Annotated in this window: 17 protein-coding genes, 1 tRNA gene and 1 riboswitch; of the genes, 7 read left to right on the forward strand and 11 right to left on the reverse strand. The window is 71.9% G+C overall.

Features of this window, described 5'->3' with window-relative positions; genetic code table 11:
* Positions 1-62: 62 nt before the first annotated feature.
* Complete coding sequence (cobN, locus tag ACFVIM_RS13350) at positions 63-3,713, reverse strand: cobaltochelatase subunit CobN (protein ID WP_384300843.1); 3,651 nt, start codon at positions 3,711-3,713, stop codon at positions 63-65.
* A gap of 54 nt (positions 3,714-3,767) precedes the next feature.
* Positions 3,768-3,859: riboswitch (cobalamin riboswitch) on the reverse strand.
* Positions 3,860-3,970: 111 nt separating this feature from the next.
* On the opposite strand from cobN, the gene ACFVIM_RS13355 reads away from it, so the two are divergent.
* The 3 genes from ACFVIM_RS13355 to ACFVIM_RS13365 are packed head-to-tail and all read left to right on the forward strand — an operon-like array spanning position 3,971 to position 7,913.
* The gene (locus tag ACFVIM_RS13355) at positions 3,971-5,743 is read left to right on the forward strand and encodes a hypothetical protein (RefSeq protein WP_384300826.1); all 1,773 of its coding nucleotides are present in this window, start codon (positions 3,971-3,973) and stop codon (positions 5,741-5,743) included.
* A complete protein-coding gene (locus ACFVIM_RS13360; RefSeq protein ID WP_384300827.1) occupies positions 5,740-6,381 on the forward strand; it encodes a precorrin-8X methylmutase in 642 nt (213 codons plus the stop codon). The genes ACFVIM_RS13355 and ACFVIM_RS13360 overlap by 4 nt, the downstream gene beginning before the upstream one ends.
* Positions 6,378-7,913 carry a precorrin-2 C(20)-methyltransferase gene (locus tag ACFVIM_RS13365; RefSeq protein ID WP_384300828.1) on the forward strand — a complete coding sequence of 512 codons (1,536 nt, stop codon included), beginning with the start codon at positions 6,378-6,380 and terminating at the stop codon, positions 7,911-7,913. The genes ACFVIM_RS13360 and ACFVIM_RS13365 overlap by 4 nt, the downstream gene beginning before the upstream one ends.
* Before the next feature lie 119 nt (positions 7,914-8,032).
* Here the strand turns inward: ACFVIM_RS13365 and ACFVIM_RS13370 are convergent, their stop codons facing one another.
* From ACFVIM_RS13370 to cbiE, 3 genes are read right to left on the reverse strand one after another with little or no spacing between them, the layout of a single operon-like run.
* Positions 8,033-8,890 carry a cobalt-precorrin-6A reductase gene (locus ACFVIM_RS13370; RefSeq protein WP_384300844.1) on the reverse strand — a complete coding sequence of 286 codons (858 nt, stop codon included), beginning with the start codon at positions 8,888-8,890 and terminating at the stop codon, positions 8,033-8,035.
* A 5-nt stretch (positions 8,891-8,895) separates the two neighbouring features.
* Entirely contained in the window at positions 8,896-9,645 is a 750-nt protein-coding gene (cobM, locus tag ACFVIM_RS13375) for a precorrin-4 C(11)-methyltransferase (protein WP_384300829.1), read from the reverse strand.
* Positions 9,642-10,898, reverse strand: coding sequence for a precorrin-6y C5,15-methyltransferase (decarboxylating) subunit CbiE (gene cbiE, locus ACFVIM_RS13380; RefSeq protein ID WP_384300845.1), 1,257 nt, complete (start codon positions 10,896-10,898; stop codon positions 9,642-9,644). The genes cobM and cbiE overlap by 4 nt, the downstream gene beginning before the upstream one ends.
* Before the next feature lie 144 nt (positions 10,899-11,042).
* On the opposite strand from cbiE, the gene ACFVIM_RS13385 reads away from it, so the two are divergent.
* Positions 11,043-11,115 (forward strand) — tRNA-Arg (locus ACFVIM_RS13385).
* A gap of 459 nt (positions 11,116-11,574) precedes the next feature.
* Here the strand turns inward: ACFVIM_RS13385 and ACFVIM_RS13390 are convergent.
* Positions 11,575-11,994 (reverse strand): hypothetical protein, encoded by a 420-nt coding sequence (locus ACFVIM_RS13390; protein WP_384300830.1) that lies wholly within the window; start codon positions 11,992-11,994, stop codon positions 11,575-11,577.
* A gap of 380 nt (positions 11,995-12,374) precedes the next feature.
* Between ACFVIM_RS13390 and ACFVIM_RS13395 the strand changes: the two genes are divergently transcribed.
* Entirely contained in the window at positions 12,375-15,122 is a 2,748-nt protein-coding gene (locus tag ACFVIM_RS13395) for a tetratricopeptide repeat protein (RefSeq protein ID WP_384300831.1), read from the forward strand.
* A 278-nt stretch (positions 15,123-15,400) separates the two neighbouring features.
* On the opposite strand, the gene ACFVIM_RS13400 is transcribed toward ACFVIM_RS13395, so the two are convergent.
* Together ACFVIM_RS13400 and ACFVIM_RS13405 are read right to left on the reverse strand one after the other, a co-directional pair.
* Positions 15,401-15,724: a helix-turn-helix domain-containing protein gene (locus ACFVIM_RS13400; protein ID WP_384300832.1), complete on the reverse strand. Its 324-nt coding sequence runs from the start codon at positions 15,722-15,724 to the stop codon at positions 15,401-15,403.
* Entirely contained in the window at positions 15,724-16,092 is a 369-nt protein-coding gene (locus ACFVIM_RS13405) for a type II toxin-antitoxin system RelE/ParE family toxin (RefSeq protein WP_384300833.1), read from the reverse strand. The genes ACFVIM_RS13400 and ACFVIM_RS13405 overlap by 1 nt, the downstream gene beginning before the upstream one ends.
* A 526-nt stretch (positions 16,093-16,618) precedes the next feature.
* Here ACFVIM_RS13405 and ACFVIM_RS13410 point away from each other — a divergent pair.
* The gene (locus ACFVIM_RS13410) at positions 16,619-16,858 is read left to right on the forward strand and encodes a hypothetical protein (RefSeq protein ID WP_384300834.1); all 240 of its coding nucleotides are present in this window, start codon (positions 16,619-16,621) and stop codon (positions 16,856-16,858) included.
* Positions 16,855-17,301: a PIN domain-containing protein gene (locus ACFVIM_RS13415; protein ID WP_384300835.1), complete on the forward strand. Its 447-nt coding sequence runs from the start codon at positions 16,855-16,857 to the stop codon at positions 17,299-17,301. Before ACFVIM_RS13410 ends, ACFVIM_RS13415 begins: the two co-directional genes overlap by 4 nt.
* An 18-nt stretch (positions 17,302-17,319) precedes the next feature.
* Here the strand turns inward: ACFVIM_RS13415 and ACFVIM_RS13420 are convergent, their stop codons facing one another.
* From ACFVIM_RS13420 to ACFVIM_RS13435, 4 genes are all read right to left on the reverse strand, one after another.
* Positions 17,320-18,261 carry a hypothetical protein gene (locus ACFVIM_RS13420; protein ID WP_384300836.1) on the reverse strand — a complete coding sequence of 314 codons (942 nt, stop codon included), beginning with the start codon at positions 18,259-18,261 and terminating at the stop codon, positions 17,320-17,322.
* A 40-nt stretch (positions 18,262-18,301) separates the two neighbouring features.
* Entirely contained in the window at positions 18,302-19,555 is a 1,254-nt protein-coding gene (locus ACFVIM_RS13425; RefSeq protein WP_384300837.1) for an HNH endonuclease, read from the reverse strand.
* Between the two features lie 87 nt (positions 19,556-19,642).
* Positions 19,643-20,656, reverse strand: coding sequence for an N-acetylmuramoyl-L-alanine amidase (locus tag ACFVIM_RS13430; RefSeq protein WP_384300838.1), 1,014 nt, complete (start codon positions 20,654-20,656; stop codon positions 19,643-19,645).
* A gap of 490 nt (positions 20,657-21,146) precedes the next feature.
* Entirely contained in the window at positions 21,147-22,022 is an 876-nt protein-coding gene (locus ACFVIM_RS13435; RefSeq protein ID WP_384300839.1) for an adhesin, read from the reverse strand.
* Positions 22,023-22,087 lie beyond the last annotated feature (65 nt).

Here is a 22,087-nt window from a genome sequence, read left to right on the forward strand (position 1 = left end):
CCACATGATGGCGCGCCCCCTTTCGTACGCCTGTCTACGAGGACGGGCGGACCGGCGACGAGCTACTGAGCGGCCTCGTCCGCCCCCTCTTCAAGATCGCCCTCGCTCTCCAGGTAGACCTGGCGCAGCGCCTCCAGCACCGCCGGGTCCGGCTTCTCCCACATGCCCCGGGACTCCGCCTCCAGCAGCCGTTCGGCGATCCCGTGCAGCGCCCAGGGGTTGGCCTCCTGGAGGAACTGGCGGTTGGCCGGGTCGAGCACATACGCCTCGGTGAGCTTGTCGTACATCCAGTCCGCGACGACGCCGGTGGTGGCGTCGTACCCGAAGAGGTAGTCGACGGTGGCCGCCAGCTCGAACGCGCCCTTGTAGCCGTGGCGGCGCATCGCCTCGATCCACTTCGGGTTGACGACGCGGGCGCGGAAGACGCGGGAGGTCTCCTCGACCAGGGTGCGGGTGCGGACGGTCTCGGGGCGGGTGGAGTCGCCGATATACGCCTCGGGGGCGGTGCCGCGCAGCGCGCGGACGGTGGCGACCATGCCGCCGTGGTACTGGAAGTAGTCGTCCGAGTCCGCGATGTCGTGCTCACGGGTGTCGGTGTTCTTCGCGGCGACCGTGATCCGCCGGTAGGCGCTCTCCATCTCGGCGCGGGCGGGACGGCCGTCCAGCTCGCGGCCGTAGGCGTAGCCGCCCCAGACGGTGTAGACCTCGGCGAGGTCGGCGTCGGTGCGCCAGTCGCGGGAGTCGATCAGCTGGAGCAGTCCGGCGCCGTAGGTGCCCGGCCGGGAGCCGAAGATCCGGGTGGTGGCGCGGCGTTCGTCGCCGTGCCCGGCGAGGTCGGCCTGGACATGGGCGCGGACGTAGTTCTGCTCCGGGTCCTCCTCCAGGGCGGCGGCCAGGCGTACGGCGTCGTCCAGCAGACCGATCACATGCGGGAACGCGTCCCGGAAGAAACCGGAGATGCGCAGGGTGACATCGACCCGGGGGCGGCCCAGCTCGTCCAGCGGGATCGCCTCAAGACCGGTCACCCGGCGGGAGGCGTCGTCCCAGACCGGGCGGACGCCGAGCAGCGCGAGCGCCTCGGCGACATCGTCACCGGCGGTGCGCATGGCGCTGGTGCCCCACAGGGAGAGGCCGACGGAGGTGGGCCAGTCGCCGTTGTCGTCGCGGTAGCGGGCGAGGAGGGAGTCGGCGAGCGCCTGACCGGTCTCCCAGGCGAGCCGGGAGGGCACGGCCTTGGGGTCGACGGAGTAGAAGTTGCGGCCCGTCGGCAGGACGTTGACCAGCCCGCGCAGCGGGGAGCCGGAGGGCCCGGCGGGCACGAAGCCGCCGCGCAGCGCGTGCACCGCGTGGTCCAGCTCGTCGGTGGTGGCGGCGAGCCGGGGCACGACCTCGCGGGCGGCGAACCGCAGCACGGCCGCGACCTGCTCACCGTGTTCCTCGGGGATGGCGGACTCGTCCCACCCGGCCTCGTCCATGGCGGTGACCAGGGCGCGGGCCTGCTCCTCCGCCGCGTCGGCGGTGGTGCGGGTGGCGGCGGACTCGTCCAGGCCGAGGGCCTCGCGCAGTCCGGGCAGGGCGGTGGTGCCGCCCCAGATCTGGCGGGCCCGCAGGATGGCCAGGACCAGGTTGATCCGGTCGCCTCCGGCGGGCGCGGCGCCCAGGACATGGAGCCCGTCGCGGATCTGGGCGTCCTTGACCTCGCAGAGCCAGCCGTCGACATGGAGCAGGAAGTCGTCGAAGCCGTCGTCGTCGGGGCGGTCGGCCAGCCCGAGGTCGTGGTCGAGCTTGGCGGCCTGGATGAGGGTCCAGATCTGGGCGCGGATCGCGGGCAGCTTCGCCGGGTCCATGGAGGAGATCTGGGCGTACTCGTCCAGGAGCTGTTCGAGGCGGGCGATGTCCCCGTACGAGTCGGCGCGGGCCATCGGCGGCACCAGATGGTCCACGAGGGTGGCGTGGACCCGGCGCTTGGCCTGGGTGCCCTCGCCCGGGTCGTTGACCAGGAAGGGGTAGACCAGCGGCAGATCACCGAGGGCGGCGTCGGGCCCGCACGCGGCGGACAGGCCCGCGTTCTTGCCCGGCAGCCACTCCAGATTGCCGTGCTTGCCGAGGTGGACCATGGCGTGGGCGCCGAAGCCGCCGTCGGCGCTGTCGGCGGCGATCCAGCGGTAGGCGGCGAGGTAGTGGTGCGAGGGCGGCAGATCGGGGTCGTGGTAGATCGCGATCGGGTTCTCGCCGAAGCCGCGCGGCGGCTGGATGACGATCAGCAGATTGCCCCGCCGCAGGGCGGCGAGCACGATGTCGCCCTCCGGGTTGCGGCTGCGGTCCACGAACATCTCGCCCGGCGGCGGGCCCCAGTGCTCCTCGACGGCGTCGCGGAGCTGCTGCGGGAGGGTGGCGTACCAGCGGCGGTAGTCGGCGGCGGGGATACGGACGGGGTTACGGGCGAGCTGCTCCTCGGTGAGCCAGTCCTGGTCGTGGCCGCCCGCCTCGATGAGGGCGCGGATCAGCTCGTCGCCGTCGCCGGAGACCAGCCCGGGGATCTCCGCCTCTGGCCCGAAGTCGTAGCCCTCCGCCCGCAGCCGCCGCAGCAGCGCGACGGCGCTGGCGGGGGTGTCGAGCCCGACGGCGTTGCCGATACGGGAGTGCTTGGTCGGGTACGCGGAGAGCACCAGCGCCAGCCGCTTGTCCGCGGCGGGGACATGGCGCAGCAGGGCGTGCCGGATGGCGATCCCGGCGACGCGGGCGGCGCGCTCGGGGTCGGCGACGTAGGAGGGGAGCCCGTCCCGGTCGATCTCCTTGAAGGAGAAGGGGACGGTGATCAGCCGCCCGTCGAACTCGGGGACGGCGATCTGGCTGGCGGCGTCCAGCGGGGAGACGCCCTCGTCGTTCTCCTCCCAGGCGGCGCGGGAGCCGGTGAGGCAGAGCGCTTGGAGGATGGGCACGTCGAGGCCGGTGAGGGCGCCCGCGTCCCAGGACTCGTCGTCGCCTCCGGCGGAGGCTTCGGCGGGCCGGGTGCCTCCGGCGGCCAGGACGGTGGTGACGATGGCGTCGGCGGCGCGCAGGGTGTCGATGAGCTCGGGCTCGGGGGCGCGCAGGGAGGCGACGTAGAGGGGCAGCGGCTGTCCGCCCGCCTCCTCGACGGCGTCGCACAGGGCGTGGACGAAGCCGGTGTTACCGCTCATGTGGTGGGCGCGGTAGTAGAGGACGGCGATGGTGGGACGCACGGCGGGGCCGTCCGCCCCGGTCCCGGCGGTGGTCTGAGCCTTCCCGCCGTCGCCCTGGGGCCGCTCCAGCGGCCCCCAGGACGGCGCGGCGGCCGGCCCCTCGAACCCGTGGCCGGTCAGCAGCACGGTGTCGGAGAGGAAGCGGGCGAGGTGCTCCAGGTTCCCGGGCCCGCCGTGCGCGAGGTAGGCGTGGGCCTCGGCGGCGATGCCGACGGGGACGGTGGAGGTCTCCATCAGCTGGGCGTCGGGGGCCTGTTCCCCGGAGAGGACGACCACGGGCCGTCCGGCGGCGAGGATCTGGTCGAGCCCGTCCTGCCAGGCGCGGATCCCGCCCAGGAGACGGACCACGACGAGATCGGCGCCGTCCAGCAGACCGGGAAGGTCGTCGAGGGCGAGCCGGGCCGGATTGGCGAATCGATACGGCACGGGCCCCCGTGCGGCGCGGGCACTGAGCAGATCGGTGTCAGAGGTCGACAGGAGGAGGATCATGCGGCAGCTGGCCTTCCTCGGGGTGTCCGCGCCCCGGGCGGTGTCGGACGGCGGGAGTTCCTGGCTCACCCGACCCCGGGGATCCTTGGTTCCCCGGGCCGGGCTTACAGTGGCGGGACCGCGCCGGAGTCACACCGGGCTTCCTCCCCTGTCGCCGTCAGGCGATGATGGACCGGATGGCCCATCCACCGAGCATAGTAAGGGCCGAAGCGGCCCCGTGGGGCATACGTCTTCTTCCTCCGTCTATGCTCGCCGCCATGCCCACGGCCCGTACCGCGACCACGCCCCCGGAGAGGTCCCCCCGCCCGGACGGCGGTGACGCCTGCCCCGGCGCGCTCCGGCTGCACCGGGCCGACGACGGCGCCCTGGCGCGGATCCGGATCCCCGGCGGTGTGCTCACCGCCGACCAGGCCGGGACGCTGGGCGCGGCGGCGCGCGAACTCGGTGACGGAACGATTCATCTCACCTCGCGCGGAAACGCGCAACTCCGTGGCCTGGCCGAGGGATGCGGCGCCGAGCTGGCCCAACTCCTCACCGGGTGCGGCCTTCTCCCCTCCCTCACCCATGAGCGGGTCCGGAACATCGTGGCCTCCCCGCTCTCCGGCCTCGGCGGTGGCGGTCCCGACGGCGGTAGTCCCGACGGCGGCGGTCATAGCGGCGGCGGCCATAGCGGCACTCGCAACGGTCTCAGCGGTCTTGACGGCCTCAGCGGCCTCAACCGTCTCAACGGCGGGGGGAATCCCGGCACCCCCGGCGCCGGTCTCGGCGACGGCGGAGAACCCGACACCCACGGCCACCCTCACGGCCCTCACGGCCCTCAGGGCACTCACGGGACTCACAACGCTGCTGGTCACGCCGACATCCGCCCCTGGCTGACCGCGCTGGACGCGCTGCTGTGCGCCAGCGCGGAGGCCCGCGCCCTCTCCGGCCGTTTTCTGTTCGCGCTGGACGACGGCCGGGGCGACATGGCCGCGCTCGGCGCGGACATCACCGTGCGCGCCCGGCCCGGTGGGCACGCGGAGTTGACCCTGGCCACGGCGCCGGGCGCCCTGACCGTCCCGTCCGCCGACGCGGCGGAGGCGGCGCTGGCGGCCGCCGAGACGTTCCTGGCCGCCGCCCGTCCGCATGGCGCGCGGATCTGGCGCCTGGCGGATCTGCCCGGCGACCCGTCGGCCCTCACCGCCGCGCTGGTACGGAGGCTGGGCACGCCGCTCCACGAGGCCGCCCCGGCCCCCTCCGTACCGATCACGCCCACCCCTGGTCTCATCACCGGCCCCACCGCCACCACGGCCCTCTCGGTCCTCGCCCCGCTGGGCGCGCTCTCGCCCGAGCGGTGGGACCGGCTGGTGCGGACGGCCCGCCGGTTCGGCGACGAACTCCGGCTCACACCGTGGCGCGGGATCGTCATCCCGGGCCCGCCGTCCCACGACGCCGCCGTGGCCGCGCTCGCGGAACTCGGCGCCACCGGGCTGATCACCACCCCGGCCTCGCCCTGGCACGGGGTGGGTGCCTGTATCGGCCGCCCCGGCTGCGCCAAGTCCCTGGCGGATGTCCGCGCCGACGCGGCGGCCGCCCTGCCCCCGCCCGTTCCCGGCGCCCTCCCGGTCCACTGGTCCGGCTGCGACCGCCGCTGCGGGCACCCGAGGGCCGACCATGTGGAGGTGGTGGCGACCCCGGCGGGCTACCAGGTGACGCTGGTACGGGGTGCCGCGCGCGCCGCCGTGGTGAGCGCCGCCCCCACCCCCGTACCGTCAAGCGCCGCCCCCACCCCCGTACCCCGCGCCGTATCCACTCCCGTACCGTCAGCGGGTTCGCCCGCTCGGCCGGCGGCGACGGCCCAGGTCCCACCGGCGGAGCCCGCGCCCGGCCAGCCCACCTCCCGGACACCACCACCCACCCCCACCCCCGCGAAGCCCCCCGCCCCCTCCGAACTCGCCGCCACCGTGGCGGCGGCGCGGACGGCGGCAGCACGGGCGGCGACCGGAAACCCCAGCCGTCACACGGCGGAACGTCACACGGCGGAAAGATGAGCGAGAGCACAGTGTTCGACTACGAGAAGGACGGCGCGGAGATCTACCGCCAGTCCTTTGCCACCATCCGGGCGGAGGCGGACCTCGGCGGACTGCCCGCCGACGTCAGCCAGGTCGCGGTGCGGATGATCCACGCCTGCGGGATGGTCGATCTCGTCCGCGACCTCTCCTACTCGCCCGGTGTCGTCACCCGCGCCCGTGCGGCGCTGCGCGCGGGCGCGCCGATCCTGTGCGACGCGCGGATGGTGGCCAGCGGGGTCACCCGCAAGCGGCTGCCCGCCGACAACGAGGTGCTGTGCACCCTCAACGACCCGTCCGTGCCGGAGCTGGCGGCGAAGCTCGGCACCACGCGCAGCGCCGCCGCGCTGGAGCTGTGGCGGGAGCGGCTGGACGGCGCGGTGGTGGCCGTGGGCAACGCGCCCACGGCGCTCTTCCGGCTGCTGGAGATGGTGGCGGAAGGCGGGCCGCGCCCGGCGGCCGTGCTCGGGATACCGGTCGGTTTCATCGGCGCGGCCGAGTCGAAGGACGCGCTGGCCGCGAACGATCTGGGCCTGGAGTACCTCGTCGTCCGCGGCAGGCGCGGCGGCAGCGCCATGGCCGCGGCGGCCCTCAACGCGATAGCGAGCGAAGCAGAGTGAACGACCAGAACGCCCCCGCCCCCCACACCCAGGACGGCCCCCGCCGCCCCCTCCTTTATGGAGTGGGCCTCGGCCCCGGCGACCCCTCGCTGATGACGCTGCGCGCGGTGGAGGCCATCGCGGCGGCGGACGTCGTCGCGTTCCACAGCGCCCGCCACGGCCGTTCCATCGCCCGCTCGATCGCGGCGCGGCACATCCGCCCCGACCACATCGAGGAACCGCTGGTCTACCCGCTGACCACGGAGACCACCGACCACCCCGGCGGCTACCGGGGCGCGATGGAGGAGTTCTACGAGGCGGCCGCGGCCCGGCTCGCCGCGCATCTCGACGCGGGCCGCACGGTGGCCGTGCTGGCCGAGGGCGACCCGCTCTTCTACGGCTCGTATATGCACATGCACAAGCGGCTCGCCGACCGCTACCCCACCGAGGTGATCCCCGGGGTGACCTCGGTCAGCGCCGCGGCGGCGCGTCTGGGCACACCGCTCGCGGAGGCGGACGAGGTGCTGACGATCCTGCCCGGCACGCTGCCGGAGGAGGAGCTGGCGGCCCGGCTGGCGTCGACGGACGCGGCGGTGGTGATGAAGCTGGGGCGTACGTTCCCGAAGGTGCGCGCCGCCCTCGCGGACTCCGGACGCCTCGCGGAGGCGCACTACGTGGAGCGGGCCACGATGCCCGGGGAGCGCACGGACCGGATCGCGGACGTGGACGAGACGACCGTCCCGTACTTCTCGGTCGCGGTGGTCCCGAGCCCCACCAACGCGGGCACCAGGGAGAACACGGGTGTCGGTGAGGTGGTCGTGGTCGGCACCGGCCCGGCGGGCCCGCGCTGGCTGACCCCGGAGACCCGGGGCGCGCTGGCCGCGGCGGACGACCTGGTCGGCTACACCACGTATCTGGACCGGGTGCCCGAACGGCCCGGCCAGCGCCGCCACGGCTCCGACAACAAGGTCGAGTCCGAGCGGGCCACGTTCGCGCTGGACCTGGCCCGGCGCGGACGCAGGGTGGCGGTGGTCTCCGGCGGCGACCCGGGGGTCTTCGCGATGGCGACCGCCGTCGTGGAGGCGGCGGCGGAGAAGGAGTACGCGGACATCCCGGTCCGGGTGCTGCCCGGGGTCACCGCGGCCCACGCGGCGGCGGCCCGCGCGGGCGCGCCGCTCGGCCATGACTACGCCACGATCTCCCTCTCCGACCGGCTCAAGCCGTGGGAGGTGATCGCCGCACGGCTGCGCGCGGCGGCCGCCGCCGATCTGGCGCTGGCCCTCTACAACCCGGGCTCGGCCAGCCGTACCTGGCAGGTCGGCCAGGCGCGCGAACTGCTGCTGGAGCACCGCTCGCCGGAGACCCCGGTGGTCCTCGCCCGCGATGTGGGCGGCCCGACGGAGTCCGTCCGCGCGGTGCGGCTCGCGGACCTGGACCCATCCGAGGTGGACATGCGCACGATCCTGCTGGTGGGCTCGTCCCAGACCCAGTGGGTACGACGGGACGGCGCCCCGGACCTGGTCTGGACCCCGCGCCGCTACCCGGAGGCCTGACCCGCGTTCCCCCGGGGGCCCCTGGTCCTGGTCCTGGTCTTGGTCCTAGCCCTGCCCTTGGTCCTGGTCCTGGGTCAGAGTCCGGGTCAGGGCCCCGGGTCCTGGTCCTGGTCTTGGTCCTAGCCCTGCCCTTGGTCCTGGTCCTGGGTCAGAGTCCGGGTCAGGGCCCCGGGTCCAGGTCCTGGGTCCAGGTCCGGACCCGTCCCCGCCCCCGCCCCCGCCCCCGGGGGGAACCGCTCGGGCCAGCGCCGCGCCAGCCAGCCCACCGCACCCTCCGGACCGGCCACCTCCGGCACTCCTTCGGGCACGGACGGCCGCCGCACGACGACGACCGGCACCCCGGCCTCCCGCGCCGCCGTGAGCTTGGGCGCGGTCGCCGCGCCACCGCTGTCCTTGGTGACCAGGACATCGATACGGTGGCGCCGCAGCAGCTCCCGCTCCCCCTCCAGATCGAACGGCCCCCGATCCAGCAGCAGCTCACAGCGCGGCGGCCGGACCCCTTCGGGCGCGTCCACGGACCGTACGAGAAACCAGAGCCCGTCCAGCCCGGCGAAGTGCGCCAGCCCGGACCGCCCGGTCGTCAGGAACACCCGCTCCCCGAGCCGCGGCAACACCTCGGCGGCCCCAACCAGCGAGTCCACCGGATGCCAGCGGTCACCGGGCCCGGCGGTCCAGCCCGGCCGCCGCAGGGCGACCAGCGGCACCCCGGCGGCCGCGGCGGCCTCGGCCGCGTGGTGGCTCATCGTCCCGGCGAACGGATGCGTGGCGTCGACGAGGGCGTCCACCCGGTGCTCCCGCAGCCAGCGCGCCAGCCCGTCGGCCCCGCCGAACCCGCCGATCCGCACCGCGCCGACCGGCAGCCGGGGCGCGGCCACCCGCCCGGCGAGCGAACTGGTGACCTCGACCCCGGCCAGCGGCTCCAGCAGCTCAGCGAGGCGCCGGGCCTCCGTCGTCCCCCCGAGCACGAGCACCCGCACCATCGTCAGCACTGATGCCGGTCACGCTCGGCGGAGTAGAGATGACTGTCCCGGAACTGCTCGGCACCGAGCGTCCGCCCCACCATGATCACGGCGGTACGGAGGATCCCGGCCGCCTTGGTCCGCTCACCGATCTCGGCGAGGGTCCCGCGCAGCACGACCTCGTCGGGGCGGCTGGCGCGGGCGACGACGGCGGCGGGGCAGTCGGCACCGTAGTGGGGCAGCAGCTCGGCCACGACCCGGTCGATATGGCCGGTGGCGAGATGGAGCACGATCAGGGCACCGGAGCGGCCGAAGGTGGCGAGATCCTCCCCGTCGGGCATGGGGGTGGCGCTGTGGGCGATCCGGGTGAGGATGACGGACTGGCCGACCGTGGGCACGGTCAGCTCCCGCTTGAGCGCGGCGGCGGCCGCGGCGAACGCGGGGACGCCGGGGATCACCTCGTACGGAATCCCGGCGACGTCCAGACGGCGCATCTGCTCGGCGACGGCGCTGAAGACGGAGGGATCACCGGAGTGCAGCCGGGCCACGTCCTCGCCTGCCTCATGGGCGCGGACGATCTCGGCGATGATCGCGTCCAGGGTGAGCCGGGCGGTGTCGACCAGCCGGGCCCCGGGCGGGCACTCGGCGAGCAGCTCACGGGGGACGAGGCTGCCCGCGTAGAGACAGACCCGGCAGGAGGCCAGCGTCCGGGCGCCCCGCACCGTGATCAGATCGGCGGCACCGGGCCCGGCCCCGATGAAGTACACGGTCATGCGCTCTCTCCACTCCTGGCGTTCTTCTCCACAGACCACTGGGTCACCGGCATCGCCTGCCGCCAGCCGGTGAACCCACCGACGGGCACGGCATGGGCGACAGCCAGCCGCACCAGTTCACCCCCGTACCGCCGATACCAGTCGGCGAGCAGCGCCTCGGACTCCAGGGTCACGGTGTTGGCGACCAGACGACCCCCGTCGGGCAGCGCCTCCCAGCACCGTTCCAGCAGGCCCGGGGCGGTGAGCCCGCCCCCGACGAAGACGGCGTCCGGGGTGGGCAGCCCCTCCAGCGCGCCGGGCGCGGCCCCGCCGACGACCCGCAGCCCGGGGACCCCGAGCCGCTCGGCGTTACGGACGATCCGCGCGGCCCGCTCGGGATGGCGCTCGACGGTGACCGCCCGGCACGAGGGATGGGTACGCATCCACTCCACCGCGATCGACCCGGACCCGCCCCCGATATCCCAGAGCAGCTCCCCGGGCGCGGGCGCGAGCGCGGCGAGGGTGGCGGCACGGACATGCCGCTTGGTGAGCTGCCCGTCATGCTCATAGGCCGCGTCGGGCAACCCGGGCCCGGCCCCCAGCCGCAGCGCCCCGTCCTGACGCACACACTCCACCCCGACCACATTGAGCGCGTCGCCGTCCTGCCGCGCCCAGGTGTCAGCCGTCCCCTCAGCGATCGTCTCCTCCCCCGCCCCCAACCGCTCCAGCACCACCATCCGACTGGGCCCGAACCCCCGCTCCCGCAGCAGGGCGGCGACCTCCCCGGGAGTCGCGGCCCCGGCACTGAGCACAAGCACCCGCCGCCCGTGGTGCAGGGCGGCGGCGACCCGGGCCACGGGCCGCCCCACGGCGGTCACGACCTCGGTCTCCTCCACCGCCCACCCCAGCCGCGCACAGGCATAGGCGACGGACGACGGATGCGGCACCACCCGGGGCACCCGCCCGAGCACCTCACACAACAAGCGCCCGATCCCGTAGAACAGCGGATCACCACTGGCCAGCACGACCACCCGCCGCCCGACCCGCTCCCGCAACAGCGGCGCGACCCCGGCCCGCAACGGCGACGGCCACGCCACCCGCTCCCCGCCAACCCCCTCCGGCACCAACCCCAGCTGCCGCCCCCCACCCACCACGACCTCGGCCCCACCCAGAACCTCCCGGGCCTCCCCCCCGAGCCCCGCCCACCCATCGGCCCCGATCCCGACCACAACGACATCGAGCGCCAACAGATCCGGATCGGGTCGTGCGGGTATCACTGCCGTTCACCTCGGGCTTTCCATCCATCCATCAGGGCACGCACCAGCGCAGCCGCACTCTACTTCGCCCCTCCACCCCGCCACGCCCACCCCTCCATCCGCTACGCTGTCCCCGGCCGTCCTTATCCACACCACGGCCACGCCTTCGTAGCTCAGGGGATAGAGCACCGCTCTCCTAAAGCGGGTGTCGCAGGTTCGAATCCTGCCGGGGGCACAACGCAGCAAGCCGCTGACCTGGGTTTTCTCCTCCAGAGAGGCCGCTCCACTCGGCCTCGGACTCGTCGTCCGGGGCCGTTTGCGTGAGCGGACGGAGAGTTGATCTCCGAAATTTCTCCCAACGGATCAACACCATCCGGCACGGAATCCGGGCCGGGTTCCTCCGCCTCGTCGGGCTCGGGCTCCGGCTTCTTTGGCAGGTCACGCACGCTTGGCGAGGCTGGCGCCGCAAGCCCGCCACTCCGCCTCGGTCGGCCGCAAGGCCCGGATCAGCAGGCGACCCGCCGATGTGTCCACTCCACGGATACCCGGGCCACCTCCGCGCTGCCCTCACCACCGTCACTGGGGTACGCCTAGAAAATGTGCTGCTCCCTGATGGCTTGGTACAACCTGACTCCGGCCGGGCGCCCGCTCTCGCAGTTCCGCTCGACCGGAGTCGTCGAATCCACCCGCTCGCTCACCGGTCGTTGATGTGCTGGTCGCCGACCGACTGGTAGATCCTGGCGTTGCCGGAGGCGTTGGCCTCCAGCCGGGCCCCGCCCTTGATCGTTCGCCCCGAGGGCTCCTCGGTCGACCAGGCGATGAGCTGGCTCAATTCAACGGCGGCGTCCGGGTGCTCGCCGATCAACTCCGCTACACGCCGCCGCCAGTGGGACGCCAGGTTCAGGGCCAGGTCGTCCTCGCCGCCGACGGCGGCCGTCAGGAGCGAGCGCCGCGACACCTCAAGCTCCTGCTCAACCTCCTCCGCCGCCTCCGGCCGGAATCGGCGCCAGATACTGACGACGCCGCCCTTCGCCTGCTGCCAGCCGTCGGTCACCAGCAGGGTGACGAGGGAGGAGCCGGCCGTCCCGGCAAACGTCAGTAGATACGGATCCATCGAGACTCCCGAAACCTCGGCACGCCAGGTCGCGTTCTACTACACACCAACCCCGACGAACGGCGCCTCTGAGCGGACGCCACTGCAGTAATGTAACTACCCTACGTATTCCAGCCCTTGGCGATCTATGGAATCGATCACCTCGCGCCGCTTGCCTGCCAACCGCCTGAGCGGCGCGGTGCCCCACGTCGCCCGCCGAGCACTCGGCCGACGTTCTCCGACGGACACGGCTCGGTGCCGCTCCCCCCGGGAACAACAGTGAAAGCCTGGGTCGAGATTGCTCAAGCCATCCATCCAACAGACAGCAGTAGGGCTGCACGGAACCTCTCCGGGTTCTCGCGCGGGGACGCGACATCACCACCCAGGAACGGAGCGCGTTGGTGTTTCGAGGCAGCGACGACGTACACCTCAGGCAGAAGGCGAAGGCTTCCGGGTCCGCCAGCGTCTTCCAGTCGGGTGGAAAACAGGTCGTGTTCGAGGCCGGGGCGCACGTCTACCTCGGTGCCCAGCAGCCACCACCTTTTCCGCCCGTTTCCGTCCGGCCGCCCGTGAACCTTCAGCCACGCCGACTCCACGGCCGGGATACCGAGTTGAAGCAGCTCGGTGACGGCGATATCCGGTCCTTGGTGGGAGCCGTCACCGTCCTCCACGGAATGGGCGGCATCGGCAAGTCGGCCCTCGCTCTCTCCACCGCCGCTACAGCCCTTGCCGACGGTATGCACGTCTTCTGGATCGAGGCATCCCAGTCGGACGGGGTACGGGCCGCTCATCAGCAGATTGCCGTCCGGCTCGGTGGCTCCGAGAAACACGCTCGCGAGATGGCTGCGGGCCATCTCAGCGTGACCGATCTGGCCTGGGAAGCCCTGCACGCGAGCGGCGAAACCTGGCTGTTGGTCTTTGACGGTGCGGACGAACCGCACATGATCGAACGCGACTTGGGTCCGGGGTGGTTGGAGCCCTCCGCCTCGGGAGCAGTCCTGGTCACCACGCGGCAGGGAAGTCCCGAGTTCTGGCCGCCCGGGGCCGACCTGGTGAAGGTCAACGCGCTAGAGCCAGTGGACGGCATGCGAATGCTGCTCGGCCTAGCGGGAAGCGTGGAGCCGTCGACGGTCGAACGGGAAGCCGCTCGTGCTCTGGCTGAACGTCTGGGGGGCATCCCGCTCGCCCTGCACGCCGCCGGACGCTGTGTCTCCCAACCACTCTCCCCGCTGCGTGACTTCGCAGCGTTCCACGAGGCTCTGGAGCGGGATTTCGAGAACGTCGTCGATCGCGCGGTCGGGGCGTCGACCCGACCGCGCCCGGACGACGACTCACGCCACCTGGTAATGCGGACCTGGGAAGTTTCGCTGGACGCGCTGGAGCAACAGGGTATCTCCCGAGCTAGATCGCTCATGCGGGTCCTGTCGTGCTGGGCAGCCCAGCCCGTGCCCGTGGCGCTTCTCCTGCCGAAGATTCTTTCGCGGGCATACGGGAACGGCGGAGTCCGATGGGACGACCTCGTCGTGGAACGGGCGCTGACGGCCCTCAACGCCGCAGGGCTCATCAACGTCGTCGCGGCGAATCCCGTGGCCCACCCCGTGGCAGGCAACGCCTTCTACCGCTGGGGCCATGGACTTCGTGCACAGCAATGCGTCATCGTGCATCCGCTGGTGGCCGAAGTCACCGGACTCCAGCTGGAACGCTCCCCTGAGCGTGTCCACGCCTGGAGTGCGGCCATTCGGTGCCTGGGCACACTCCGAGGAACCTGGGGGACGCCGGAGTCCTTCGGCCATTGGCAGCTCGCCATCCCGCACGCGCGGTCCATGGCAGCGCGCCTGCCGCGATCCATCGGCGAGCTGTTCGACGTCATCGCGCACACGCAGGAGTATCTGAGCAGGTATCTGAGGGAGTCCGGTCAGTACGAAACCGCGTACCAGGCCGCGATGGCCCTCCACGATCGCCTCGGTGACTTCCACTCCGGTGACGCAACTCGCTTCCGGGTCACCTACGCCTGCGCGGAGTGGTCCTGGCGCAGGTCGCGCCTGGAGGAGGCCGACGCCTTCGCGGCAGAAGCCTGCCGACTGGCCGACGCGACGATGGGGCCCGCGACATTCGACGCGTTCGCGGCCCGCGAGCTGGCCCTGGCGATCCATACGGAACGGGGCTTCCTGAAATCGGGAGAGAAGATGGCCCGCCAGCTCTGCGAAGAGCTCACGGGAAGGCCGGAGTTCCTCCAGCTCTTCATGCAGACACGGCATCACCTCGCCACCATCCTGCGGGAATCCGGCCGCCTCGACGAGGCAGAGAAGCACTCCCGGCACGCCGTGGGGATCGCCGACGAGACGGACTCCCCACCCTTCACCTCGGCGATCACGCGTCATGAACTCGGGGTCATCCTGTGGCATCGCGGTCATCTCCACGCGGCGCGCGAGCTGCTCGCCGAAGTCCTCCGGCTGCAGCGGAGCATCCTTCCCCCATGGCACCCCGCCGTCCTGGTCACCCGCTACGACATTGCGTCCATCCACGCGGTCCAGGGAAACGCCATGCGGGCCCTCTTCGACTTCTTGGACATCAGCCTCGTGGAGCGGGACATCCTCGGCGCTGAGCACCACAGCACGCTGCAGTCCCAACACCAGATCGGCCAGGTGATGACCGAGATGGGAGAGCTCGACCAGGCCGAGAGTGTGCTGCGCGAGGTCGAGAAGGCGCACCACGCCCAGAACCTTCAGGGCCGTTCGATGTACGTGCTGTCCACACGGCACGAACTGGCGCACATCACAGCCCAACGAGGGCATCACGCACAAGCTCACCGGGAGTGGCGGGAGATCTTCGAGGAGGAACGAAAGCAGGTGGGAGAAGATCACCCGTCAACCCTCAGGACCCAGTTCAACCTGGCGATCTGTTGCGCGGTCCTCAGGCTCCCAGGGGTCGCGCGGGCGGAGATGAGGAGAGTCCTCGCGGCCCGACGTCGCATCCTGGGTCCGGATCACCATGAGACCCGACAGGCCGCGCAAGCCCTCACCGATCTGATCCGCCTCCCCCCGGAGGCATGGCGCTTCGGATCCAACAGGAGGAACCTGCCTACCAGTCGCAAGGAGCGCCGAGGCACGGGAGCCGAGAGCTCACGGACGACGAGTGGACCTGGGTAGGCTGCCGTATCGCCCTCGCCACCGGCGTCGCTCCCGACGACCCGGACAGATACCACTAAATAGCCGTCCGCCATGCCACTGACCACATCTATATCGCCGCCAGCAAAGTCCGCGACGGCTTGAGTGGCGCCCGCCGACAGCCACAGAGCGGTGACGATGGACGGGAGAGGCGCGTGTCATCACCGAGGGGGACCGGGTCAGAGTGAGCGCTGCTTCCTGCTCCTCGCATGCCTCACAGGTCCAGCCCATCAGGGTGATCGCGAGCGAGCGGGCGCTTCTCAGGCAGCGTGCGGAGTGAAGGTGACACGGGAGTCACCCTCGTCGATGGCCAGGTTCAAGGTGCCGTCCAATGCCTTGGCCAGGCGGCGCAGCAGCGGGAGGGTTGGCACGGTGTCGCCACCCTCCATCCGGGACACCTGCGGCTGCGTCATGCCGGCCCGGTCGGCCAGCTCGGCCTGGGACAGGCCAAGCTCGATCCGACGGTCGTAGACCGCCTGCCCGAGATCGCCGGCCAGCCGCGCGTCGACGTACTCCTGGTCGTACTCCACTGCCTCACCCGCGAGCTGCCGCGTCCGACGCGTCCTCCATGTGCTGTGATCCATCAGCTCTCCTTGCGCCGGTCGTAGGTGTGCCCGGCTAGGCCGTGCTCGGCCTCGCAGAGCTTCTGGGCCTGATGCGCGCGCTCGACTTCCGCCGCCTCACGCATCCTCGTCTTGCGGAACACCGTCAACAGGACGATCCGGCGCCCGGGAGCGAGCCAGTACGGGATACGCACGGCCTCGCCGTCCAGCTCGAACCGCAGTTCACGGAGCTTGCCGCCCAGGTGACGCGAGTACGGCTCGCCAAGTGTGGTCGGCTCGTCCAAGAGACGGTCCGTCTTGTCCTCCACCCGCCGGTAGAGGCGGAACGGAAGCAACTCCAGCCAATCCCGCACCTCGGGTTCGATCTCGATCGCCCACCGCTCCGTCATGCAATCAACGGTATATACCCTGAATTACATAGCGCAAGCCGCCGCCCGAAACGCACCCGCGACCCGCGACCCGCGACCCGCGACCCGCGACCCGCGGCAAGAGGTAGCCCCCAGCAGTCGGCCCGGAACGGATCCAGCACACATCAGGCCCGGAAAACCCTGTGAACAAGCGAGAACCACGGAGAGGAGTTTTCCCAGGTCGGACAGACCACAGTCCGCGTTTTCCCAGGTCAGCCCCCTGCCCCGAGAAGTCTCCTAAAGCGGGTGTCGCAGGTTCGAATCCTGCCGGGAGCACAGAGCTGCACCGCTGGTCAGCGGCATGGAGAGGCCCCTTGTTCGCGCGAACGAGGGGCCTTTCTCATATCCGGAGTCAGCGAAGAACCCACACCACCACGCATGCGCTGGGCGTGCTCCCCGCAGACCTGCGCGGCACCTCGCCACAGGGCAAGCCTGGGCAGCGGGCCGGGCAGCACCGGGCACGTAGCGGCGTACTTGAAGTACGGCAACTCGGAAGATCACCCTCACCGTGCCGGAAGAGCTGGTGGAATCGATCAAGGAGCGCGTGGACGCGCGCGGGGTGTCCGGCTACATCGCAGCCGCCGCAGCCCATCAGGACGCCATGGACCGACTGCGCGAGTTGGCTGAGTGTCTCGAAGAAGAGAACGGCGCTCTGACGGAGGATGATCAGCAGGCGGCGCTGGACCGTATCGCCGGTATCGACGACTGGCATGACGAACGGCGACCGCATCGGGACGTGGCCGCGTGAGCCGTAACGACCGGGCGAAGCTGTCCCGGCCGCGGCAGCGCGTCTTCGTGTTCGACTCCGAGGTTCTCTCCAAGGCGGTTCAGGGAGATCGGGAAATCACCGCGCTGATCAAGACAGCTCCGCGGCTGGACATCCCGATCGTCACCTCTGCGCTCACGACCTTGGAGGCATGGGACCCCCGCGAAGCGTCACGGCAGGCACTGTGGAACTGGACGCTGTCCCGGATCCGCGTCGTACACACGGACGACCAAGTGAGCGCCATGGCACGGGACATGCTGAGAACAGCCGGCCTGCATGGGCACAAGTACGCCATCGACGCCCTTCTTGCGGCTGTGGCCGGGCGGGAAGCGGCGCAGGGTGCCGAGGCGGCCGTCTTCACGTCCGACACCGACGATATGAGTCAGCTCCTCACGGACCACCCCGTGCGGGTCGAGAAGGTCTGACGGGACGCCGACCGCGCCTCATCCCGTCCAGTGCCGCGCGTACAGCGTCCGCGCCTCCCCCAGGTTCAGCACCGTGTTCTCCTCCACCGCATCCAGCGACGGGGCGTACGCGTGTCCGCCGTGCGCCCACAGCAGGTGCACCAGCGCGTACGACGCCAGGAAGAGATAGTGCGGGTGCGTGTAGGTCTTGAGGCTGGCGGTGCTGCTGTAGAAGGGGGAGAAGGACTCGCCGTGGTAGCGCTCGTTGCGGGCGGTGTAGAGGAGGCCGCACAGGAGGATGCGGAGGCGGGCGGGGAGGGAGAGGGTGAGCGGGGTGTCCGCGAGGGTGAGGGATTCGCCGCGCAGGGCGCGGCGGAGGAGGGACGCGCCGCGGCGGGCGGTGTCGGGGTCGCGGGTGGCGAAGATGTCCTCGACCAGGGGGAGGAAGGTCGCGATCTCCGTACGCAGGGGATCGCCGGGGCCGTAGCCGTCGGAGATCCTGCGGCGGGCGCTGCGGCTGCTCGCCTCCGGTTCCCCGACGATCAGGCGTTTGAAGAGGTATTCGCAGGTCTGGGTGGGGACGTCGGCGAGCAGCGCTTCGGTGACCGGGCCGGACAGGCGGGGGTCTGCGCTCGCCCGGCCCAGGGAATGGGTGATGTTCCGCCGTCCCGCGTTCTGCCGCGTCCAGGTGTCGGCGGTGTTCTCCAGCACCTTCCACACCGAGTCGAAGGCGTGGTCCGGGCGCCGGGGTAAGGCGTCCAGGGCCTCCAGCAGCAGCGAGACCTGGGTGTTGTACCAGCGGTCGTCCGAGTAGGTCAGCGGGAGCGGTACGAAGAACCGGGATCCCGCCCGGGACACGCGCTGGGCGAACTGGTCCTCGATCGGCAGACGGCGGCGTTCCTCCAGGACCCCCGATCGGCTCCACTCGGCGATGATGTCGATGCGCTCACGCCGCTGGCGGGATCGCTTCCCTGGCTCCATCCGGCCGTTCCCCCCGTCGCTGCCCAGTCCACCCGGATCGTCACGCCTCCGCCATGGGCGGGGCGGGCTGCTCCGGCTCCAGTCCGTGGCGCTGGCGCGCCACCTCCAGCAGGATCCTGCCGAGTTCCTCTCCCGACCGTCCCCGGGTCTTCACCGCATGGCAGTTGGGGCACAACGCGACCATCTGCTCCGGATGGTCGCGGCCACCGGCGCTGAGCTCCACCACGTGGTCGACTTCCAGTATCGGCTCGCCCCCACGGGTCACGTCGTCGGGTTGCCCGGCGCAGCCCGGGTTCTCACAGCGGCCACGGCTGCGCGAGAGCACCGCCGCTCGGGCGGCCCGTGAGCGGCGGGGCGTCTGCCGGGTCCGGGTGACGCGTCGGCCGTGGTGACGTTCCTCGCCCAGCTCCGCCAGGCGGGTCAGCCGCTCGTAGTTCGCCGCTGAGACGAGCCAGGGTTCCGCTCCCTCCACGAAGGCTGGTGACTCCTGCATGGGCGGGTCATAGGGGGCGGGGCCCTCGTCGTACAACTCGACGCCCAGGCCGACGTCCGCCAGGAGTGGGGTGAAGTCGAGGCCGTCGAAGTACACGTCCAGCAGCACGCTCATCACCGCCAGTCGTACCCGGTCGGAGTCGCGGAGAAGCCGGTAGACCGTTTCGGTCAGGCCGCCGACCGGCTGGTTGTGGGCGAACCAGGTACTCGGTGTCGTGTCGCCGTGGGCGCCGGGAACGCCGCCCACGTGGTCGGGCAGCTCCCACAGTCCGGCCCGGACCAGGGCGGCGATCGGATAGTCGGGGCGGATTCGTGAACTCGGCAGACCGTGATCCCGCAGCAGCCCCTTGAGCGCCGCCGAGGTCTCCTCCCACGACAGCAGCCGGGACTCCGCGCGCCGGGCGCGGCCCATGGCCCACAGCAGAGTGATCGGCTGGAAGAGGGCAGGGCGGCCGGAGGAACGATTCACCCGTAGATTCGCGACCCGTTCCACCAGCTCCCCACCGGTCAGGGGCAGGCTCATCGTCTCGTCCCCCACCACGTACCCGAGTTCTCGCAGCCGTCGTACGGCGTGGTCCGCGCCGCCCGAGAAGTCCGCGGCCGCCAACGGCCCACGGCCCGGAAGGAAACCGTGCGCGGCACCCACGATCGCCTTCGAGTCGTAGGGGCGGCCCGCGTGTTCCAGCAGATAGCGGCGGGCGGGGCCGAATCCGTACGTCCGCAGGAAGGCGTCGCGGCCCAGCGCGTCGTACTCCTTGATGGCCAGGTCCACTTCGGTACGGGTGATGTCAGCCAGCGCCATGGCAGAGACCTTACGCGCGGGCACTGACAGCGTGGGACCCCGGTGATGGTCATCGCACCGGGGCCGCGCGCTCTCCGGGGAGGGGCGTTATGAGGCGAAGTCCCCCGTCGCCGTGCGGTGGGTGATGGTCAGCGAGGTGGCCGGTGCGCCCGTGACCAGGACCTTGAAGCGCAGATGCTTGCCCGAGGGGACGTTGTGGTTGTGGAGGAACTGAAGGCCGCCGGCCGCCGGGAAGGGGCCGATGTCGCCGTAGCCGGACTCTCCCGAGCCGTCGGTGTCGGTGAGGTAGAAGCGGCCGGTGATCAGCAGGTCCGGCGCGGTGTCGGGAGCGAGGGTGAGCTGGACATAGGTGGGGCCGACGAGCGTGCGCGGGCCCGAGTGGATGACCGCGTCGCGGAAGGCGAGGCCGGTCCAGGTGCCGGTGGGGATCTCGACGTCGATGGGGTTCTGCTCGGTCACCTTGCTGATCGCCATGGTCTCCCCCGGTGGCTGTGGCGGTGTCGGGGACTCGGAGTTGAGCCGGGCCTGCACGCGGGTGCGCATCGCGTCCATCGTGAAGCCGCGCGGGTCGCTCTTGTCCATCCGCCACTCCAGGTGGCCGATGACCGAGCGGGAGGACCAGCCGTGGACCCGGCAGACGGCCGCCGCGGTCCTCTCGATGGCCTCCAGTTGCGCCTCGGGCCACGGGTCCTTGCCGTTGCCGAGGTTCTCGCACTCGAATCCGTAGAAGTGCGGGTTGCCGTCGGTGTCGTCCCGGTTCTTCGGTGGCAGCGCTCTCTCCGCTATCACCGCCTGGAGGACGTCACCGTCGCCCTTTCCGGCGTGGTTCGCCCTCCCGAACCCCACCAGGTGCACCCGGCCGTCCTTGGTGATCACGCCATGGCAGAGCGGCCCCGGCAGATCGGGGCGGCCGTCACGGCAGAGGGCGACGGTGTTGTTGGTTCCGTTGGTGACGGTGTGGTGGATCATCACGCCGTTCACCGGGCCCCAGGGCCCTATGTGGTTGCGGTTGTGGGTACGCCATGAGCCGACCTCGACCACGGTCAGACCTTCGGCTCGCAACGCGTTCAGAAAGCTGTTCGCTGACATCGGCTGCGCCATGGCTGCCTCCTTGCTCACGGGCGGCGACAGCGCGGGACCGGCGCCGGTGGCACCGTGACCGCGCGGTCCGTCACCTCAGGGGTGAGCACTGGGTTGAACTCCGGACTTCAGGCGCCCGGCTTCGGAGTCTGAAGTTCCGGAGTCTGACGTTTCGGAGTCGGGGCTTCGGGTTTCGGAGTCGGGGGCTTCGGAGTCCGGAGTCTGGATCCGGACTCCGAAGGCACCGTCACGGGTTACCCCTGAGCGTCTCCGGGCTGGTGCGTCTTCGGCATGGGAGGGGAGCACATCCGTACTTCCCGGTTTGTACGTTGGTACGGGGCCGGACCACCGGGCGAGGGGTGACCCCGGTCACTTTCACCGTAGGCTCCTCCCGGGCGCGGGGCCAGGGCACCGGCGCTACACACTCCCTCCGGGCGACTTCGCCGGGCCCGGCGCACATGGCGGCCCGCGACCGACTACCCTCGCGCCCCGCCGCCGGCGGTTGACGGGACTACGCCCAGCACTCCGCGCGCATCTGCGCCGCCGCGTGGTGCGCGCCCTCGCGCCCCTCGCCCCAGTCCACTCCCCGGTCGGTCAGCCGGACCGTCAGCCACCGTCCCCGTACGGAGAGGTCCCGCACCACCGCCGTCCCGCCCCGCAGCGCCTCCTGGTCCAGCCGGAAGGTGCGCCGCGGACGGTCGGCGTCCGGGTGGTCGAGGACCTGGTAGACGGAAGGGGCGCCCGCCGCGTCCTGGTCGCGTTCGCCCCGGGGGACGACCACACGGAGCGCGCAGTGGCGGTAGCCGGGGCCCAGGCGCCAGGACCAGGTGGCCGAGCCCGCGCTGTCCTGGTCGGGGCTGCCCGACATCGGGATCGCGGTGAAGCGGCCGTCGCAGCCGTGGCCCCGGTGGCCGCCGCGGGCGCGGGAGTACCAGCCGTCCTCGCCGTCGTGGTAGCGGCCCCGCTCGCGGTACTCGCCGCCGCCCGAGCAGCCGGGCCCCGCCCAGGCCCGGTAGACCGGCCGGGCGGCGGTACGGGAGGGGTACGCGCGGGCCGGGTGGCTGGTCATGGCCGTCGGGGCGGGGGCCGGCCGCGTCGCGGGGGCGGGGGCGGAGGCGGATCCCGTGGTGACCGCCGGTGACGGGAAGGGCGGTGGGACGGACGGCTCGATGCGCTCCGGCGCGCCCTCCAGATCACCGAGTCCGCCGAGGGAATCGCCGGCCGCCGCCACGGGCGCGTCACCGTCGCCGCCCTCGGAGGAGCCGCCGGAGAGCTGGAGCGCCGACGCGGCGAGCGCCACGGCCGTCAGCGCGGCACCGCACGCCAGAAGCGTCTTGCCGGTACGGGAGAGCAGCGAGAACCGCCCCCGTAAGGTCTCGCGCGCCACCCATCCGTCGGCGCCACGGTGGGGGCACCGCAGGCCGGGGAGGGTGCCTCGCGTCGTGTCACACC

Source organism: Streptomyces sp. NPDC057638 (assembly GCF_042800315.1).
GTDB lineage: Bacteria > Actinomycetota > Actinomycetes > Streptomycetales > Streptomycetaceae > Streptomyces.